Here is an 18,001-nt window from a genome sequence, read left to right as displayed (position 1 = left end):
GACCAGTACCGCGGAAAGGAACACACCATGACCGTCAATGAGGTGATCGTCGCGTCCACGTCTGCCGATGCAGAGGCGGCCGAAACGGTCAAGAACCATCACGCTGAGCTGGCCGGACATCTGCAGGCGCTCACCGAGACGATGCTGACCGCCGCCGAGCGCGGCACCGACTTCGAGCCCGCGCGCGCGGCCGCAGTCCAGTTCCTCACCGGCGAGCTGCTGCCCCACGCCGCCGCCGAGGAGGACCGCCTGTACCCGGCCGCCGCCCGCACGGAGCGGGCCAGGCCGCTGATCGAGGCGATGATCGCCGTACACCGCATCATCGCCGGCCTGGTGGATCGCATCCGCACCGAGACGTCCCCGGTGCGTGCCGCGGCGGCCGGTGATGCGCTGCGGGTGCTGTTCGAGGCCCACCTCGTCGACGAGAACGAGCGGATCCTGCCCATCGTGGCCGCCGACCCCGACGTGTCGCTGGCCGAGGCCCTCGATGGCATGCACGAACTGCTCGGCGGACACCACGGCGCCGAGGGCGGGCACAAGTGCGGCTGCGAGCACGACGACGAGGAGCCGGTGCTCGACGTGCGCGAGGTGCCGCACTCGATCCGCCATGCCACGGTGTTCGGCGCGTTCGACGCGGTTCCGGTCGGCTCCAGCATGGTGCTGGTCGCGCACCACGACCCGATCCCGCTGCTGCACCAGCTGCACGAGCGCACCTCGGGCCGGATCGCGGTGGAGTACCTCGAACGCGGGCCCGAGGCCTGGCGGCTGCGGCTGGCACGGCTCTGACCGGCTGACACGCCGCGAGGTGTTAATGTTCGGCGCGTGACCGGCATTCCACGTGGACCCGAAAATGTAACGCCCGACTGGCTCGGTACGACGCTCGGCGTCGACGTGGCGGCCGTCGACGTGGCCCCGATCGGCACCGGCCAGACCGGCGCCACCTACCGGGTGACGGTGACCTACGCGACCGAGCAGACCGCGCTGCCCAAGACGTTCGCGATCAAGCTGCCGGCCCAGGACGACGCCGTGCGCGAACGCGTCGCGCTCGGCTACCGCTCGGAGGTCGAGTTCTACACCGACGTCGCCGACAAAGTGGCCATCCCGGTCCCCGTCTGCTTTCACAGCGACATCACCGAGGACGGAACCGATTTCGTTCTGATCCTCGCCGACATGGCGCCCGCGGTGCAGGGCGACCAGATCGCCGGGTGCTCCGAGCAGGAGGCCCGGTTGGCGGTCGAGGCGCTCGCCGGCCTGCACGGCCCGACCTGGTGCGACGGCTCCTGGATGCAGCTGTCGGGGATCGCGATGCCCAAACCGGGCGACGAGGCCGCAGCCGCCGGGATGGGTGAGGTGTGCCGGATGGCCGCCGAGATCACGATCGACAAACTCGGCCACGCGATGAGCGCCGGAGACCGCGAAACCCTCACCTCCGCAATGGCGTTGGTGACCCCGTGGCTGATGGCGGAACCGGACCGGTTCGCGGTCATGCATGGGGACTACCGACTGGACAACATGCTGTTCGACCCCGACCACAAACGCATCAGCGTGGTGGACTGGCAGACCGTCGGGATCGGGTTGCCCGCGCGCGACCTCGCGTACTTCACCGCGACCAGCCTGCTCCCCGAGGTCCGGTCGACCATCGAAGAAGACCTGGTGCGCCGCTACCACGAGGCGCTGACCGGTCACGGCGTCACGCACTACGGCCTCGACACCTGTTGGCGCGACTACCGGTTGGGCGCGGTACAGGCCCCCGTGCTCACCGCGCTGGGATATGCGTTCGCCTCGTCGACCGAACGGGGCGACGAGATGATCCTGACCATGCTGAGCCGAGGCTGTCAGGCCATTCGCGAGCTCGACACGCTCGCGCTGATCACGGCCTGACCGTCGACCCGACCCACGCGGCCGCGTCGTCGACGGAGTCCACCGTGCTCACCCCCGCGGGCAGCGGCGGACGATCGACCATCACCACCACGACACCGAGGGCCGCAGCGGCATCCAGCTTCGGCCGGGTCATCTGCCCGCCGCTGTTCTTGGTCACCAGCGCGTCGATGCGGTGCTCACGCAGCAGCCGCAGCTCGTCGTCGTAGCGGTACGGACCGCGCGACAGCAGCACCTCGTGCCTGCGCGGAAGCTCCGCCGCCTCGGGCAGGGTGACGGCACGGATCAGAAACCACGCGTCAAGCTGAGCGAACGCCCCGATACCGGATCGCCCGGTCGTCAGGAAAACTCGCGAAAAGCCTTGGTCAGCAACAGCTTTAGCGGCCTGCGTGTCCGAATTCACCAGGATCGCGTCACCGGGATCCCAGGCGGGGCGGGCCAGCAGCAGATGCGGCACCCCGAGTTCGGCGCACACCTGGGCGGCGTGTGCGGTCATGGTCGCTGCGTACGGATGGGTGGCGTCGACGACGGCGTCGACGGTGTTGTCACGCAGCCAGCGCCGCAGCCCCTCGACCCCGCCGAACCCGCCGATCCGCACCTGCCCGACCGGCAGCGCGGGATCGGGTACCCGGCCGGCCAACGAGCTGATCACCTCGACGTCGGGATGCAGCTTCGCCGCCAGCGCGCGAGCCTCCGACGTCCCGCCCAGCAACAGAATTCGCATCAGTGCCGCCCCCTGCGCACCCGACCCGACGAGTACAGATAGCTATCGGCGAACCCTTCGGCGCCGAGCACGTCGCCGACCACGATGACCGCGGTGCGGCTGATCCCTGTCTCGTGCGTGCGCTCGGCCAACTCACCGAGCGTGCACCGGACCACCTGCTGTTGCGGCCAGGAGGCGAACGCCACTACCGCGCAGGGTGTTTCGGGCCGATATCCGCCGGCCAGCAGCTCCGGCACGATCGTGTCGACCTGCGCCGCGGCCAGGTGCAGCACCAGCGTCGCACCCGACGTCGACAGCGTCCGCAGGTCCTCGCCCGGCGGCATCGCGGTCGACAGCGTCGCCACCCGGGTCAACGTGACGGTTTGGGCGACACCGGGAACCGTCAGCTCACGGCCCAGCGCGGCGGCCGCCGCGGCGAACGCGGGCACCCCGGGCACGATCTCGTAGCCGATGCCCAACGCGTCAAGGCGGCGGCACTGCTCGGCCAGCGCACTGTAGATCGACGGGTCACCCGAGTGCAGCCGCGCCACGTCTTTACCCGCGGCGTCGGCGTCGGCGAGTTCGGTGACGATCTCCTCCAGCGTCAGCGGCCCGGTGTCGACGATCCGGGCGTCCGAAGGACACAGCGCCAGCAGGTCTTCGGGCATGATCGAGCCGGCGTACAGGCAGACCGGGCAACGGCTCAGCAGCCGTTGGCCCCGCACCGTGATCAGATCCGCAGCGCCGGGGCCCGCGCCGATGAAGTAGACGGTCATCGCTTGGTCACCGACCACTGCGTGACAGGAAAGGCGGGCCGCCACCCCGTGTATCCGCCCAGCGGCTCACCGCGGTAGGTCTGGTAGCGCCGCAGCTCGCCGCCGAGCCGGCAGTACCACGGCACCAGGAGCGCCTCCGATTCCGCGGTCACCGCGTTGGCCACCAGCCGGCCGCCGACCGGCAGCCGCTCGTAGCAGGCGTCCAGCAGGCCACCCTGGGTGAGCCCGCCGCCGATGAAGATCGCCGCCGGGGCGGGTACGAAGGCGAACGCGTCCGGCGCGTCGAAGTGCACGTCGACGTCGACCCCGAACGCGGCGGCGTTCTCGGTGATGCGCTTGCGCCGCCGTTCGTCGCGTTCGAAGGCCACTGCCCGGCAACCGGCTCCGCTGCGACACCACTCGATCGCGATGCTGCCCGATCCGGCGCCGACATCCCAGAGCAACTCCCCCGGCCTCGGCGCCAGCGCCGCCAGCGTGATCGCGCGCATCGGTTGTTTGGTGATCTGTCCGTCGTTTGCGTAGGCGTCGTCGGGCAGCACGCCGAACTGCCGCGCGTCGGGAAGATAGTGCACCGCAATCACATTGAGGTCGTCCACGTCCTGCGGCGGGTGCGCGGCCCATTGCCGTGCGGTCGCCGAGCGGAGCCGCTCGGCCGGCCCGCCGAGTTGTTCGAGCACAGTCATCTCCGAGTCGCCGCGTCCGGTGTCGGTGAGCAATCGCGCCAGGGCCGCGGGGCATCCGCCGTCGCGCGACAACACCACCGCCGCGCCTCCGCGCCGCACCGCGGTGTGGGGTTCGCTCGTGACGAGGCTGATCACCTCGGTGTCCTGCACCGGCCACCCCAGCCGCGCGCACGCCAGCGTCACCGACGACACGTGCGGCAGCACGGTGACGCGATCCGCCCCGTGCAGCCGGATCAGCGTGCTGCCGACCCCGTGCAGCAGCGGGTCGCCGCTGGCCACAACGTGCACGTCGCCGTCGACGTCGTCGAGCAGCGTGCGCAGGGCGGGCATCATCGGCGACGGCCACTCGCGCCGCTCCGCGGTCACCGTGTGGTCGAGCAGGCCCAGCTGGCGCGGCGACCCGTAAACGACTGTGGCCCTGGCTAATTCGGCTCGTGCCGCGGGCGTCAGGCCGGCCATGCCGTCCGCGCCGATGCCGACGACGACGATCACCGCGGCAACCTCCGCCACACGAACTGCGGCAGCAACCGCATCACGGCGAACACCGGCCGCAGGATCGCGGGCACCCACACCGTGCGGCGGCCCTTGGCCAGCGCGCGTGCCGTGGCCGCCGCGACCTGGGCCGGGGTGCTGGCGAACGGCGCGGGTTCCATGCCCTCGGTCATCCGGCCGACCACGAACCCGGGCCGCACGGTCAGCAGGCGCACACCCGAGCCGTGCAGCGCGTCGGCCAGGCCGCTGCAGAACCCGTCCAGCCCCGCTTTGGCCGAGCCGTACACGTAGTTGGCCCGTCGCACCCGCACCCCGGCGACCGACGAGAACACGACGATGGCCCCGGACCCGGCCGAGCGCATGGTGGCGGCGAGCACCGTCAGCAGGCTGATCTGCGCGATGTAGTCGGTGTGCCCGATCGCCACCGCGTGGGCCGGGTCCTTCTCGGCGAGCGCCTGGTCGCCGAGGATGCCGAACGCCAGCACCGCGGTGCCGATCGGGCCGTGCTCGGCGACGATCGACTCCACCAGCGGGCCGTGTGACGCCAGGTCGTCGGCGTCGAACTCGCGGACGGCGACGGCGGTGGCGCCGGCGGCCCGCACCGCGGCGACCTGCTCGTCGAGTTCGTCGGCGCGGCGGGCCGCCAGCAGCACCCTCGCCCCGGGTGCCAGCCGGGTCGCCAGCTCGAGCCCGATCTCACTGCGGCCGCCGAAAACCACGACCAGCGCCGCACGGGTGTCGGCCGTGTCCTTCATGGCTGCGATTATCGCCTGCGCTAAGTTGGGGCTGATGGCCCAGTCCAATCGCCGGGCAACCACCCGGCTCAACAGCGACGCGTTGGCGTTTCTGTCCGAACGGCATCTGGCGATGCTGACGACACTGCGCGGGGACAACTCCCCGCACGTCGTGGCCGTCGGTTTCACGTTCGACCCGACGACCCACATCGCGCGCGTCATCACCAGCGGCGGCTCGCAGAAGGCGGTCAACGCCGAGAAGCAGGGCGTCGCGGTGCTCAGCCAGGTCGACGGCGCGCGGTGGCTGTCGCTGGAGGGCAAGGCCACGGTCAACACCGACGCCGACGCCGTCCGCGACGCCGAGCTGCGGTACGCGCAGCGCTACCGCACCCCGCGGGTCAACCCCAAACGCGTGGTGATCGAGGTGCGCGTGGAGCGGGTGCTGGGCTCGTCGGACCTGCTGGCCCGCACCGAGAGCTAGCCGCCTCACGCCGCGAGTGTGCGGTTTCATCCGCAACACGCCGGGCAGGGCGTATGCAGACGCACAATCGCGACAGTCGGCCGCGCTACGAGGCGGGGACCGGCACCACCATCAGCTCGTGGGGGCGGTTGTTGACCGGTTCGGCGCCGTCATCGGTCACGATGACGATGTCCTCGATCCGCGCGCCCCATTGCCCGGGGAAGTAGATGCCCGGTTCGACCGAGAACGCCATCCCCGGCTCGAGCGACAAGTCGTTGCCCGCGACGATGTAGGGCTCCTCGTGCACCGAAAGCCCGATGCCGTGGCCGGTGCGGTGCACGAACGCCTCAGCCAAACCCTCGGCGGCCAGCACCTCGCGGGCGGCGGCGTCCACCTGCTCGGCGGTCACCCCCGGACGCACCGCGTCGACGGCGGCGCGCTGCGCGCGCTGCAGCACCGCGTAGCGCCGCGCGATTTCGGGGTCGGGCTCACCGATGCTGTAGGTGCGGGTGCAGTCGGAGTTGTAGCCCGGCTCGTACGGGCCGCCGATGTCGACGACGACGATGTCACCGACGCGCAGTTCGCGGTCCGAACATTCGTGATGCGGATCGGCACCGTGCGGCCCTGACCCGACGATGATGAACGCCACCTCCGAATGCCCTTCGGCGACAATCGCTTCGGCGATATCCGCGGCGACGTCGGCCTCGGTGCGGCCGGGCACCAGGAAATCGGGCACCCGAGCGTGCACCCGGTCGATCGCCGCACCCGCCTTGCGCAGCACGTCGATCTCCGCGGGGTCCTTGATCATCCGCAGGCGTCGCAGCACGTCGGTCGCCAAAACCGGCACCGCGCCGAGCACGTCGGCCAGCGGCAGCAGGTGCAGCGCCGGCATCGAATCGGTGACGGCGCACTTGAGCGTGCCCCCGCCCAACGCCTCGCCCATCGCGTCGGCCACCAGCTCGTACGGGTCGTCGCCGTCGACCCAGTCACGCACCGACAGACCGAGTTCGGGCACCGCCGACTCCTTGAGCGCGGCCAGCTCCAGCCGCGGGACCACGATGGTCGGCTCGCCGTCGGCGGGTAACACGAGCGCGGTCAGCCGTTCGAACGTCTGCGCGCGCGAGCCGACCAGGTAGCGCAGGTCATACCCCGGGGTGATGACCAGGCCCGCAAGGCCGGCGTCACCGGCCGCCGTGGCCGCGGACTGCAGCCGCCGGGCATAGACGTCGGCGCTGAAACGACTGGCGGTCATGGCTTTCAGGCTAGTGCCCCCTGGCAGGATGACAGGCATGCCCGCTCCCCTCGTCCTGCTCGACGGCGCCAGCATGTGGTTTCGGTCGTACTTCGGCGTGCCGTCATCGATCACGGCGCCCGACGGGCGACCCGTGAACGCGGTGCGCGGCTTCCTGGACGCCGTCGCCACCGTGATCACCCGTAAACGCCCCGAGCGGCTGGTGGTGTGCCGCGACGACGACTGGCGCCCGCAGTGGCGGGTGGATCTGATCCCGTCGTACAAGGCGCATCGGGTGGAGGAGCCGCAACCCGAGGGGGTGCCCGACATCGAAGTGGTGCCCGACGACCTGACCCCGCAGGTCGACATGATCCTGGAGATATTGGACGCGTTCGGCATCCCGGCCGCCGGCGCGGCGGAACACGAGGCCGACGACGTGCTGGGCACCCTGGCGTTTCGTGAGCGGCACAGCCCGGTCGTGGTGGTCAGCGGGGACCGTGACCTGCTGCAGTTGGTGACCGACGACCCCGTCCCGGTGCGGGTGCTCTACATCGGGCGCGGGCTGTCCAAGGCGACGTTGTTCGGGCCTCAGGAGGTCGCCGAGACCTACGGCGTGCCCGAGCACCGCGCCGGACCTGCCTACGCCGAACTGGCGTTGCTGCGCGGCGATCCGTCCGACGGGCTGCCCGGGGTGCCGGGGATCGGCGAGAAGACAGCGGCCACGCTGTTGGCACAGCACGGATCGCTGGAGAACATCCTGGCCGCCGCCCACGACCCGAAGTCGAAGATGTCCAAGGCGTTTCGGACCAAGCTGCTGGCGGCCACCGACTACATCGAGGCGGCGGGCCCGGTGGTGCGGGTGGCCACCGACTGCGACGTCGACTTCTCGACGCCAGACGACACGCTGCCGCTGGCCGCCAAGGAGCCACGCAAGGTCGCCGAACTCGCGCAGGCCTACGGGGTCACGTCGTCGATCGGCAGGTTGCAGGCCGCGCTCGACGGCCTGCCTGCGCGCTGACGGACGCTACTTGGGGCGACCGACCTCGTAGGTGCCGTCGTCGTCCTGGAACGTCACGGTGACCTGACGTTTCGTGCCGTCGATGCTGACCTCGCAGTTGAAGCTGGCGCCCTTCTCGACGGTGGGGCTCTGTCCGTCGTTGCACTTGACGTCCTTGACGTTCTTGGCGCCGTAGCCGTTGGCCTCGTCGGTGAGGATCTGTTGCACCCCGCGCTGGGCGGCGTCGATGTCGAGCTTGGTGGTCACGAAGAAGCCGGGCTTCCAGAACCCGAGCACCAGCACCACCGCGACGATGACCGCGGCCAGCAGGCCGATGACGCCGCCGATAACCGCCATCGAACGCTTCGAACCCTCGTCGCCGCCTGGCTGGCCGTAGGTCGGGTACTGGCCGAACTGGCCGGGCTGCTGACCGTACTGGCCCGGCTGGCCGTACGGCGGCTGCTGGCCGTAGGGCTGGCCGTATTGGCCGGGCTGGCCCGGCTGCCCGTACTGCGTGGGCTGCCCGGGTTGCGGATAGGCCTGCGGGTTGTACTCGGTCGGCTGCTGCCCGTACTGCTCGGTCGACGGGTACTGCTGCGGCGGCTGCTGATAGGCCGGCTGCTGATATTGCGGGTACTGCTGCGCCTGCTGAGGGTCGTAGGCGGGCGGCTGCCACGCCGCGCCGGTCTGCTCACCGGCGGGTGGCTGCTGCCACTGCTGATTGGCCTGATCGCCCGACGGATCGCTCGATGGCTGGTCCGTCGGCTGTTCCGGCTGCTGGCCGGGCCACGGCTGCGTCGGATCAGATCCCTGCGGTCCGCTCATCTCACTCCTTCACCCGCGGCCGCGCCGCGGTTTGGTTCCCGTCTGTCTGCGCACACACTACCGCGCATCAACTGCCACGACGCCGCGTCGAATGTCGCTGATGGCGCGTTTCGCCGCTGCGCGCAGCGCGGGGCTGGGCGCGGCGTTGCGCACTTGGTCCAGCAGGTCGAGCACCTGACGGCACCAGCGCACGAAATCGCCTGCTGACAGCGGCGACCCCGAGCCGGTGGCGTCGCTGGCGGCCAGCGCGCTGGTCAGGTCGCCGGTGGTGGCCCAGCGGTAGATCGCGGGCACGAAGCCGTTGTCGGGCTCACGGCTTTGCGCGATGCGGTGGCGCTGCTCGTCGGCGCGCAGCTCCGACCACAACCACCTGGTCTGGTTCAGCGCGCGGCGCAACCGGCCGGTGGGCACCTCGACCGCCTCGGGGGAACCGGGCGTGTCACCGCGCGATTCGTAGAGCACCGCCGAAAGCATCGCCGCCAGCTCAGCGGGCTCCAGCCCCTCCCAGATGCCGGTGCGCAGCGATTCGGCCACCAGCAGGTCGCTTTCGCTGTAGATCCGGGCCAGCAGCCGGCCGTCGTCGGTGACCTTCGGGTCCTCCTTCGGGCCGTCGATGTAGCCACGTTCGGTGAGCAGCACCACGATCCGGTCGAACGTGCGTGCCAGCGAATTGGTCGCCGCGGCCACCTTCTGCCTGATCTGTTCGTTGTCGCGCTCGATGCGCAGGTAGCGCTCGGCCAGCCGGGCCTTCTCCTCCCGGTCGGGCAGCCGGTGGGCGGGATGGCGGCGCAGTTGCTCGCGCAGCGACGCCAGTTCGGGGTCGACGTCGCGTTCCTTCGGTGGCCCGCTGCGCCTGCCGCGCGCCGACGGCACCTCGAGGCCGGCCGCCGCCGTCCGCAGCGCCGACGCCAAGTCGCGTCGCGCCCGCGGGTTGCGGTGCTCGACGCGTTTGGGTAGCGACATCTTCCCCAGCGGCTCGGAGGCGCCGGTGTAGTCGGCCGACGAGATCCGGCCGGCCCACCGGTGTTCGGTGAGCACCAGGGGGCGGGGATCGTCCTCGTCGCGCGCCGGTTCGAGCACCACCGCCAGGCCGCCACGCCGGCCATGGCTGATGTCGATGATGTCTCCGCGACGCAGCGCGTACAGCGCGTCGTTGGTGGCGCGGCGGCGCTGCAGCCGCGACGCCCGCGACTGCGCCTTCTCCCGCGCCGAGATCTCCTGGCGCAGCCGCACATAGTCCAGGATGGGCGCGTCGTGGCCGCCGTCGAGTTCGGCGGCGATCTCGTCGAGCATCCGTTCACCCCGCTCGATACCGCGCCGCAGGCCGACCACCGAGCGGTCGGCCTGGTACTGAGCGAACGAACTCTCCAGCAGCTTGTGCGCCTGCGCCGGGTTCATCTGCTGCACCAGGTTGATCGTCATGTTGTAGGACGGCGCGAACGAACTGCGCAGCGGGAAGGTGCGGGTCGAGGCCAGCCCGGCGACCTCGGCGGGCTCCACATCCGGATGCCACAGCACCACCGCGTGCCCCTCCACGTCGATGCCGCGGCGCCCCGCACGACCCGTCAACTGGGTGTACTCCCCCGGCGTCAACGGCACGTGCTGCTCGCCGTCGAACTTCACCAACCGCTCCAGCACCACCGTGCGCGCGGGCATGTTGATCCCCAACGCCAGTGTCTCCGTGGCGAATACGGCTTTCACCAGGCCTGCGGAGAACAGTTCCTCCACGGTGTGCCGGAACACCGGCAGCATCCCCGCGTGGTGGGCGGCCAGCCCGCGCAGCAGCCCCTCCCGCCATTCGTGATAGCCCAGGACGATCAGGTCCGCTTCGGGCAGGTCGCCGCAGCGTCGCTCGACCACCTCGGCGATCGCGGCCCGCTCCTCGTCGGTGGTGAGCCGCAACGGCGAGCGCAGGCACTGCTTGACCGCGGCGTCGCATCCGGCCCGCGAGAAGATGAACGTGATGGCGGGCAGCAGCCCTTCGCGGTCCAGCGCGCTGATCACGTCGGGTCGCGTCGGTGGGCGGTACATGCTGGGCCTGCCGCGATGGCGCCGGCCGCGGGGCTGCCAGTCGGCCAGCCGATCGGCTTCGCGCCGATGGGCGATGTGGCGCAACAGGTCCGGGTTGACAAGCAGTTCGCGCTTGGATTCCCCCGCCTTGGTGGCGCGGGGGTCGAACAGGTCGAACAGCAGCTTGCCCACCAGCACGTGCTGCCACAGCGGGACCGGACGGTGTTCGTCGACCACGACGGCGGTGTCCCCGCGCACCTCCTGCATCCAGCCGCCGAACTCCTCGGCGTTGCTCACCGTGGCCGACAGGCTGACCAGCAGCACTTCGTCGGGCAGGTGCAGGATCACCTCTTCCCACACCGCCCCGCGCATCCGGTCGGCCAGGAAATGCACCTCGTCCATCACGACGTAGGAAAGCCCGTGCAGCGTAGGAGAGTTCGCGTAGAGCATGTTGCGCAGCACTTCGGTGGTCATCACCACGATGTCGGCGTCACCGTTGATCGACTGGTCGCCGGTGAGCAGCCCGATCTTCTCCGGGCCGTACCGGCGCACCAGGTCGTTGTGCTTCTGGTTGCTCAACGCCTTGATCGGCGTGGTGTAGAAGCACTTTCCGCCCGATTCCAGCGCGAGGTGCACCGCGAACTCCCCCACCACGGTCTTGCCCGCCCCAGTCGGTGCGCAGACCAGCACACCGTGTCCGTTCTCCAAGGCCTGGCAGGCGGTTCGCTGAAAGTCGTCGAGCGCAAACGGCAGCTGCTTGGTGAACTCGGCGAGTTGCCCGCTAGGTTGCATCGTCATCGACCACGGGCCGCGTCGACGTCGGCACCGCGGTCGGCGCTTCGATCGGTTCGGCTATCGATTCGGGGCTGCCGATCGGCGCCGCCTCATCGTCGGGTACCTCCTCCAGCGCCGCGCGACGGGCCTTGCGTTTGTCGTGCAGCCGGGCGATCTGGATCGAGATCTCCAGCAGCGCCGTCAACGCCAACGCCAGCGCCAGCATCGAGAACGGGTCGGAGCCCGGTGTGAAGATCGCGGCGAACACGAACAGCGCGAAGATCAGTCCGCGCCGCCACGCCGCCAGCCGTTGGTAGGTCAGGACGCCGACCATGTTGAGCATGATGATCAGCAGCGGGAACTCGAAGCTGAACCCGAACACCAGCAGCAGGTTGATCAAAAAGCCGAAGTACTGGTCACCCGACAACGCGGTCACCTGCACGTCGCTGCCGACCGTCAGCAGGAAACCCAGCGCCGTGGACAGCACCACGTAGGCGAGCACCGCGCCCGCGATGAACAGCACGGCGCCGACGGTGACGAACGCGATGGCGAACCGGCGTTCCTTGCGGTACAGGCCCGGGGTGATGAACGCCCACAGCTGATGCAGCCACACCGGGCAGGCCAGCACGATGCCGGCGGCCAGAGCCACCTTCAGGCGCAGCATGAACTGGTCGAACGGCGACGTCGCGAGCAGGCGGCAGGCGTCGTCGGCGGTGATGTCGGCACGCGACGACGCGGGCAGGTCGCAATAGGGGCCGCGCAACCATTCGCCGAGGCTGGGCAGGCCGAAGACCCCGTGGCTGTACCAGAGGAACCCGACGATCGTGGTGAGCACGATCGCGGCGACGGCGATCAGCAGCCGGTTGCGCAGCTCCTGCAGATGCTCGACCAGCGACATGGTGCCGTCCGGGTTGACCCGGGAACGGCGCTGACGAGGATCGAGTTTCTTGAGTATGGCTGGGGGCTGCACGGCAGGCCTATCGACGCGGCGTCATGCCGCGGTCGGCGTCGTGGGCGTCGGTCAGGCTGGACGTTTGTCCGAGGGCTGCTCGGGGGCCGGTGTGGGGTTGTCGGCGCGTTCCGAGGCGATCGGCGTGGCCTGCGGTGCCGAGGTGTCGTCCTGCTTGGAGTCCGACTGCATCTCCTTGATCTCCGATTTGAAGATCCGCATCGACTTACCGAGCGAGCGCGCCGCGTCCGGGAGCTTCTTGGCACCGAAGAGCAGCACGAACACAGCGATGACGATTACCCAGTGCCAGGGTTGTAGACCGCCCAATTTGGTCACCTCCAGACGTCTCGGTCAGTCTACCGTTCTCCCGCGCCGACGTCGTACGCGCGCAGCGCCGCGGCGGCGGTTTCCTGGACCTGACGCGCCAGCGTCTGAGGTTCGAGCACCCGCACGGCGGGCCCGAAGCCGAGCACGAACCGCGCCATCCAGCCCTCGGAGGCGTAGGTCATCGCGGCCTCGACGGCGCCGTCGGGCAACTCGCGGATCTCTCGCAGCGGGTAGTAGTCAAACATCCAGGCCGCCGAGGGGTCGATGAGCAGCGTCGCCGACGGAAGCGACGGATCGGCGTCAAACAGCGACGTGTCGGGTTCGGCCTGCACGGCCGGCGGTGGCGGCGACGACGGCTCGTCGAGCACGTGCGCGTCGACGATGCGGTCGAACCGGAACAGCCGCACCCCTTCGGCGGAGCGGCACCACGCCTCCAGATAGCTGTGGTCGCCGACCAGCACGACCCGGATCGGGTCGACGGTGCGGCTGGTCAGCATGTCGTGCGACGCCGAGTAGTACTCGATGGTCACGGCACGACCGTCGCGCACCGCCTGGCGAACCGCGGCGGCGGCCTCACTTTCGATCGGCGCGCGCTCGTCGACCGCGGCCACCGCCGCGCCGGTGTCCTGCCCCAGCGCGCCGGCGGCCGATTCGATCTTGGCGATCGCGCTGCGCGCGGCCTCCGGGTCGAGGATGCCGGGCACGTCGGCCAGCGCCCGCAGCGCCACCAGCACGCCCGTCGCCTCCGGCGACGTCAGCCGCAGCGGATGGTCCATACCTGCCGAGAACGTGACTTCGATTGTGTCGCCGGAGAATTCGAAGTCGATGAGGTCACCGGGCCCGTAGCCGGGCAGCCCGCACATCCACAGCTGGTTGATGTCGTCGCGCAGTTGTTTGACGCTGACACCCAGGTCGGCCGCCGCCTCTGCGTAGGTGACCTTCGGGTTGGCCTGGAAGTACGGGACCATGTTGAGCAGCCGCACCAGGCGCGTCGAGACGGCGCTCATGCCCGCACCTCCGGTGCGGGTTGGGCCTGCGCGCGCAGCCGGGTCAGCACGTCGTCGCGCAAGGCCTCGGGCTCGAGCACCACCGCGTCGGGTCCGTAGCTGGCGACTTCGCGGGCGAGCCGGTCGAGCATGCCGATGTCGACGCTGATCTCCTCGCCGGCACGGCCGTCGAGTTCGCGCGGGCCGATGACCGTCGCCCGCCGGCGCAGCGCGGTGGCCCGGCCCTCGGCCACCCACACCCGCGCCTGCCCGCTGCTCGGCCACTCCCCGACGGCGCGGTCGACGATCTCGCGCAGGTTCACGCCCTCTGGCGGCTTCACCGCCCCGGGCGGCCCGATCGGGATGACCTCGGCGCCGATCCGGGACAGCCGGAAGGTGCGCGGCGCGTTGCGGTCGCGGTCGTGGCCGACCAGATACCAGCGGCCCTTGGTGGTGAGCACACCCCACGGCTCGACGGTGCGGGTGGTGTAGGGCTCGCTGCGCGACGGCCGGTGCGGGAACTGCACCGCTTGGCCGGAGTTGATGGCGGACCACAAGATTCCGAGGACGTCCTCGGAGCCGCGCAGACCCGGCAGCGCCCCCGTGGAGGTGATCGCCACCGCGGCGTCGACCGCGTCGATGTCCACGCCCGCGGCGCGCAGTTTGAGCAGCGCGCCCTGGGTGGCGGTGATGAGCTCGGGTGATTCCCACAGCTGGGTGGCCACGGCGACGGCCGCGGCCTCGTCGGCGGTCAGCTCGACGGCGGGTAACGCGTAGGCGTCGCGGTTGATGCGGTACCCCTCGGTCGGGTCGGACTGCGACACCCGGCCGGTCTCCAGCGGGACGCCGAGGTCTCGCAGCTCGTTCTTGTCGCGCTCGAACATCCGGGAGAACGCCTCGTCGCTGGCGTTTTCGGGGTAGCCGTAGACGGTCTCGCGGATGCGCTCAGCGGTGATGAAGGTGTTGGTGGACAGCAGCGCGATGACGAGGTTCATCAACCGTTCGACTTTGGAGATCGCCACTGGGCTCAGCTTACTGGGACGCCCGGCCCCGTCACATGCTGGCGATCAGGCGCTTGACCCGTTCGTCGACCGAGCGGAACGGGTCCTTGCACAGCACCGTGCGCTGGGCCTGATCGTTGAGCTTGAGGTGCACCCAGTCGACGGTGAAGTCGCGCCCGGCCTCCTGGGCCGCGGCGATGAACTCGCCGCGCAGCTTGGCGCGGGTGGTCTGCGGCGGGGTGTTGACCGCGGCCTCGATCTCCTCGTCGGTGGTGATCCGGGTCGCCAGCCCCTTGCGCTGCAGCAGGTCGAACACCCCGCGGCCACGCTTGATGTCGTGGTAGGCCAGGTCGAGCTGGCTGATCTTCGGGTCGGAGAGCTCCATGTTGTAGCGGTCCTGGTAGCGCTGGAACAGCTTGCGCTTGATCACCCAGTCGATCTCGGTGTCCACCTTGGCGAAGTCCTGGCTTTCGACCGCGTCGAGCTGGCGCCCCCACAGGTCGACGACCTGCTGGATCTGGGTGTCGGGCTCGCGGTTCTGCATGTACTCCACCGCCCGCGCGTAGTACTCGCGCTGGATGTCCAGCGCGCTGGCCTGCCTGCCCCCGGCGAGCCGCACCGGGCGGCGGCCGGTCAGGTCGTGGCTGACCTCGCGGATGGCGCGGATCGGGTTGTCCAGCGAGAAGTCGCGGAACGCGATGCCCGCCTCGATCATCTCCAGCACCAGCGATGCGGTGCCCACCTTGAGCATGGTGGTGGCCTCGCACATGTTGGAGTCGCCGACGATCACGTGCAGCCGGCGGTACTTCTCGGCGTCGGCGTGCGGTTCGTCGCGGGTATTGATAATGGGGCGTGATCGGGTGGTGGCGCTGGAGACGCCCTCCCAGATGTGTTCGGCGCGTTGGCTCAGGCAGAACGTCGCGGCCTTGGGGGTCTGCAGCACCTTGCCCGCGCCGCAGATCAGCTGGCGGGTGACCAGGAAGGGCAGCAGCACATCGGAGATCCGGGAGAACTCCCCCGCGCGCACGATCAGATAGTTCTCGTGGCAGCCGTAGGAGTTGCCCGCCGAGTCGGTGTTGTTCTTGAACAGGTAGATGTCACCGCCGATGCCCTCGTCGGCGAGCCGCTGTTCGGCGTCGATCAGCAGGTCTTCGAGCACCCGCTCGCCCGCCCGGTCATGGGTGACGAGTTGGGTGAGGCTGTCGCACTCGGCGGTGGCGTATTCGGGGTGGCTGCCCACATCGAGGTACAGCCGCGCACCGTTGCGGAGGAAAACGTTGGAACTGCGGCCCCACGACACCACGCGCCGGAACAGGTAGCGGGCAACTTCATCGGGACTGAGTCGACGATGGCCGTGGAACGTGCAGGTGACACCGAATTCCGTCTCGATGCCCATAATTCGTCGCTGCACGTCATCGAGACTACTGGTTGCCGGCGGGCAAAGGCGGGCTGCCGCGCGGAAAGCCGCCGTCGCGGCGCGGATTCGGGAGCCTGTGGATAGCCGGAGCGGGGTTGCCTGCGGATCTGCCAGCATCGTGAACCATGGGGGGACACCGTAAGGCTCGGCGGGTGCCGTGACGCGGCCGCGCGTGTCGCAGGTAGAGCAATGGCGGCCCGATGACCTGCGTGCGGCCGCCGACCAGTTGTGCGCCGCGGCCGCCGACGTCCACGAACGCGTCGACGGCACCGTACGCGGTGTCGTCGAAACCGAGGATTTCTGGACCGGATCGGCGGCCGAGGCCGCACGGCGCGAGGCGGTTCTGCTCGGCCGCGAGTCCGACGCCTCGGCGCGTGCCCTGGTGATGGCGGCCGTGGCGGCCTCCGACGGCGCCAAGCAGATCGCTGCGGCCCGTGACGAGGTGCTGACGCGGGTGGCCGACGCGCGATCGGAGGGGTTCGCCGTGGGCGACGACGGCTCGGTGGCGGTCGGTACTGATCCGTCGCCGCTGCTGGTGGCGCTGTCCGGCGGCGACGGCGGCGTCGCCCGCGACATGCTGGCGTTGCGCGCCGACGCGCTCAGCGCACAGATCGTCGACGCGCTCGACCGGCTGGGCGCCGCCGATGCCGACGCCGGCCACGACATCGCCGAAGCCCTTGCCACACCGGTGGCCCCTGCGCCGCCGTCGACGACGCCGGCCGGGGCGTGGCCGGTCCAGGCCGGCGATGTGGTGGCCGGATGGTCGGGGCTGAGCCAGGACCGCATCGCCGAGCAGATCGCGGCGATGACACCCGAGCAGCGCCGCCGGCTCGTCACCGAGTTTCCCCGCCAGGTCGGCAACACCGACGGGGTGCCATGGCCGATGCGCATCGAGGCCAACCGCACCAACATCGCGCAGGCGATCCTCGACGAGGAGGATCCGGCCCGGCTGGCCGTATACCGCGCACTGCTGTCGGAGGTCGACGATCCCGCCGGCGGCGGGCGCCGGGTCGACCGGCAGATCCTCGCCTTCGACCCCGCTCGCGCCTCGCTGGTGGAACTGCACGGCGACGTCTCGACGGCCGGCAGCGTGGCGGTGCTGGTCCCCGGGCTGAACACCACGATCACCGGCTCCCCGGCGGTCAACCAAACCGCCCGCCGGTTCGTGTCGGCAACCCGCGGCGAGGTCGCCGCGATCAGCTACCTCGGCGGCCCGTTTCCCCGCGGCGACGACCCGGCGAGCGCGCTGCTCTCGGCCGCTGACCCGCGATACGCGCTGGAGATGGCGCCACGGTTGGTCGCGTTCAGCGAGGACGTCGACCGCACCGTCGACTCGACCGCGGCGCCGGTGACGTACATCGGCCACTCCTACGGCGGCTCGATCCTGGGCACCGCCGAGGCGCTCGGCCTGACCGGCGACCGCACGCTGTACGTGGCCGCCGCGGGGTCGGGTGTGGGTGTGGACGACCCGGCCGACTGGCACAACCGCAATCCTCACGTGCTGCGGTTCTCGATGACCGCGCCCGGCGACTTCATCCAGGCCGTGCAGGGCATCCCCGGCGGCCCACACGGCGCCGACCCCGACGAGATGCCCGGCGTGATCCCTTTGGCCACAGGTCATTACGACGACGGGCGGCTGATGGCCGGGCCCCGTTCACATTCCGACGTGCTCAACAGCCCGTCGGACTCGTGGCGCAACATCCTCGCGGTGATCACCGGAGACCGAGCGGCGATCCAGCTTGCGGGATGACGAAAATG

The 18,001-nt window shown here is 70.3% G+C and carries 17 protein-coding genes; 5 read left to right on the top strand and 12 right to left on the bottom strand.

Features of this window, described 5'->3' with window-relative positions; all coding sequences use genetic code 11:
• The first annotated feature begins 27 nt into the window (after positions 1-27).
• Both G6N28_RS22325 and G6N28_RS22320 read left to right on the top strand, forming a co-directional pair.
• Positions 28-786, top strand: a complete 759-nt coding sequence (locus G6N28_RS22325) for a DUF2249 domain-containing protein (protein ID WP_163904105.1) — start codon at positions 28-30, stop codon at positions 784-786.
• A gap of 36 nt (positions 787-822) precedes the next feature.
• A complete protein-coding gene (locus tag G6N28_RS22320; protein WP_163904103.1) occupies positions 823-1,881 on the top strand; it encodes a phosphotransferase family protein in 1,059 nt (352 codons plus the stop codon).
• Here the strand turns inward: G6N28_RS22320 and G6N28_RS22315 are convergent.
• Genes G6N28_RS22315 through G6N28_RS22300 form a run of 4 tightly spaced genes read right to left on the bottom strand, consistent with a single transcriptional unit; the run spans position 1,871 to position 5,287 of the window.
• Positions 1,871-2,602 (bottom strand): cobalt-precorrin-6A reductase, encoded by a 732-nt coding sequence (locus G6N28_RS22315; protein WP_163904101.1) that lies wholly within the window; start codon positions 2,600-2,602, stop codon positions 1,871-1,873. The two genes, G6N28_RS22320 and G6N28_RS22315, sit on opposite strands and share 11 nt — an antisense overlap.
• Positions 2,602-3,357, bottom strand: coding sequence for a precorrin-4 C(11)-methyltransferase (cobM, locus tag G6N28_RS22310; protein ID WP_163904098.1), 756 nt, complete (start codon positions 3,355-3,357; stop codon positions 2,602-2,604). Before cobM ends, G6N28_RS22315 begins: the two co-directional genes overlap by 1 nt.
• Entirely contained in the window at positions 3,354-4,532 is a 1,179-nt protein-coding gene (gene cbiE / locus G6N28_RS22305) for a precorrin-6y C5,15-methyltransferase (decarboxylating) subunit CbiE (protein ID WP_163906542.1), read from the bottom strand. The genes cobM and cbiE overlap by 4 nt, the downstream gene beginning before the upstream one ends.
• Positions 4,529-5,287, bottom strand: coding sequence for a decaprenylphospho-beta-D-erythro-pentofuranosid-2-ulose 2-reductase (locus tag G6N28_RS22300; RefSeq protein WP_163904095.1), 759 nt, complete (start codon positions 5,285-5,287; stop codon positions 4,529-4,531). Before G6N28_RS22300 ends, cbiE begins: the two co-directional genes overlap by 4 nt.
• Positions 5,288-5,321: 34 nt before the next feature.
• Between G6N28_RS22300 and G6N28_RS22295 the strand changes: the two genes are divergently transcribed.
• Positions 5,322-5,747: a F420-dependent biliverdin reductase gene (locus tag G6N28_RS22295; RefSeq protein WP_163904092.1), complete on the top strand. Its 426-nt coding sequence runs from the start codon at positions 5,322-5,324 to the stop codon at positions 5,745-5,747.
• A gap of 85 nt (positions 5,748-5,832) precedes the next feature.
• On the opposite strand, the gene G6N28_RS22290 is transcribed toward G6N28_RS22295, so the two are convergent.
• Positions 5,833-6,978: a M24 family metallopeptidase gene (locus G6N28_RS22290; RefSeq protein WP_163904090.1), complete on the bottom strand. Its 1,146-nt coding sequence runs from the start codon at positions 6,976-6,978 to the stop codon at positions 5,833-5,835.
• Between the two features lie 37 nt (positions 6,979-7,015).
• Between G6N28_RS22290 and G6N28_RS22285 the strand changes: the two genes are divergently transcribed.
• A complete protein-coding gene (locus G6N28_RS22285) occupies positions 7,016-7,975 on the top strand; it encodes a 5'-3' exonuclease (protein ID WP_163904089.1) in 960 nt (319 codons plus the stop codon).
• 6 nt (positions 7,976-7,981) lie between these two features.
• Here the strand turns inward: G6N28_RS22285 and G6N28_RS22280 are convergent, their stop codons facing one another.
• The 7 genes from G6N28_RS22280 to pafA are packed head-to-tail and all read right to left on the bottom strand — an operon-like array spanning position 7,982 to position 16,237.
• Complete coding sequence (locus tag G6N28_RS22280; protein ID WP_163904087.1) at positions 7,982-8,779, bottom strand: DUF4333 domain-containing protein; 798 nt, start codon at positions 8,777-8,779, stop codon at positions 7,982-7,984.
• 57 nt (positions 8,780-8,836) lie between these two features.
• Positions 8,837-11,587, bottom strand: coding sequence for a DEAD/DEAH box helicase (locus tag G6N28_RS22275; protein ID WP_163904085.1), 2,751 nt, complete (start codon positions 11,585-11,587; stop codon positions 8,837-8,839).
• Positions 11,571-12,533, bottom strand: a complete 963-nt coding sequence (gene tatC / locus G6N28_RS22270; protein WP_163904083.1) for a twin-arginine translocase subunit TatC — start codon at positions 12,531-12,533, stop codon at positions 11,571-11,573. The genes G6N28_RS22275 and tatC overlap by 17 nt, the downstream gene beginning before the upstream one ends.
• A gap of 51 nt (positions 12,534-12,584) precedes the next feature.
• Positions 12,585-12,839, bottom strand: a complete 255-nt coding sequence (gene tatA, locus G6N28_RS22265; RefSeq protein WP_163906540.1) for a Sec-independent protein translocase subunit TatA — start codon at positions 12,837-12,839, stop codon at positions 12,585-12,587.
• Between the two features lie 29 nt (positions 12,840-12,868).
• Positions 12,869-13,846 carry a helix-turn-helix transcriptional regulator gene (locus G6N28_RS22260; RefSeq protein ID WP_163904081.1) on the bottom strand — a complete coding sequence of 326 codons (978 nt, stop codon included), beginning with the start codon at positions 13,844-13,846 and terminating at the stop codon, positions 12,869-12,871.
• Positions 13,843-14,847: a helix-turn-helix transcriptional regulator gene (locus tag G6N28_RS22255; RefSeq protein ID WP_163904079.1), complete on the bottom strand. Its 1,005-nt coding sequence runs from the start codon at positions 14,845-14,847 to the stop codon at positions 13,843-13,845. Before G6N28_RS22255 ends, G6N28_RS22260 begins: the two co-directional genes overlap by 4 nt.
• Before the next feature lie 31 nt (positions 14,848-14,878).
• Positions 14,879-16,237 carry a Pup--protein ligase gene (gene pafA, locus G6N28_RS22250; protein ID WP_179962136.1) on the bottom strand — a complete coding sequence of 453 codons (1,359 nt, stop codon included), beginning with the start codon at positions 16,235-16,237 and terminating at the stop codon, positions 14,879-14,881.
• A gap of 178 nt (positions 16,238-16,415) precedes the next feature.
• On the opposite strand from pafA, the gene G6N28_RS22245 reads away from it, so the two are divergent.
• Positions 16,416-17,993: an alpha/beta hydrolase gene (locus G6N28_RS22245; protein WP_407664993.1), complete on the top strand. Its 1,578-nt coding sequence runs from the start codon at positions 16,416-16,418 to the stop codon at positions 17,991-17,993.
• Positions 17,994-18,001: the final 8 nt, after the last annotated feature.

The organism is Mycolicibacterium pulveris, assembly GCF_010725725.1.
Classification (GTDB): Bacteria; Actinomycetota; Actinomycetes; order Mycobacteriales; family Mycobacteriaceae; genus Mycobacterium; species Mycobacterium pulveris.
Note: the sequence above shows the minus strand (reverse complement) of the source record. Positions and strands in the feature narration are given on the sequence as shown.

What these genes read in the sequence shown, in the direction of transcription:
- G6N28_RS22325 (WP_163904105.1), top strand. Translation starts at nt 28, where the DNA reads ATGACCGTCAATGAGGTGATCGTCGCGTCCACGTCTGCCGATGCAGAG.
- G6N28_RS22315 (WP_163904101.1), bottom strand. Translation starts at nt 2,602, where the DNA reads ATGCGAATTCTGTTGCTGGGCGGGACGTCGGAGGCTCGCGCGCTGGCG.
- cobM (WP_163904098.1), bottom strand. Translation starts at nt 3,357, where the DNA reads ATGACCGTCTACTTCATCGGCGCGGGCCCCGGCGCTGCGGATCTGATC.
- G6N28_RS22300 (WP_163904095.1), bottom strand. Translation starts at nt 5,287, where the DNA reads ATGAAGGACACGGCCGACACCCGTGCGGCGCTGGTCGTGGTTTTCGGC.
- G6N28_RS22295 (WP_163904092.1), top strand. Translation starts at nt 5,322, where the DNA reads ATGGCCCAGTCCAATCGCCGGGCAACCACCCGGCTCAACAGCGACGCG.
- G6N28_RS22290 (WP_163904090.1), bottom strand. Translation starts at nt 6,978, where the DNA reads ATGACCGCCAGTCGTTTCAGCGCCGACGTCTATGCCCGGCGGCTGCAG.
- G6N28_RS22285 (WP_163904089.1), top strand. Translation starts at nt 7,016, where the DNA reads ATGCCCGCTCCCCTCGTCCTGCTCGACGGCGCCAGCATGTGGTTTCGG.
- G6N28_RS22280 (WP_163904087.1), bottom strand. Translation starts at nt 8,779, where the DNA reads ATGAGCGGACCGCAGGGATCTGATCCGACGCAGCCGTGGCCCGGCCAG.
- G6N28_RS22275 (WP_163904085.1), bottom strand. Translation starts at nt 11,587, where the DNA reads ATGACGATGCAACCTAGCGGGCAACTCGCCGAGTTCACCAAGCAGCTG.
- G6N28_RS22260 (WP_163904081.1), bottom strand. Translation starts at nt 13,846, where the DNA reads ATGAGCGCCGTCTCGACGCGCCTGGTGCGGCTGCTCAACATGGTCCCG.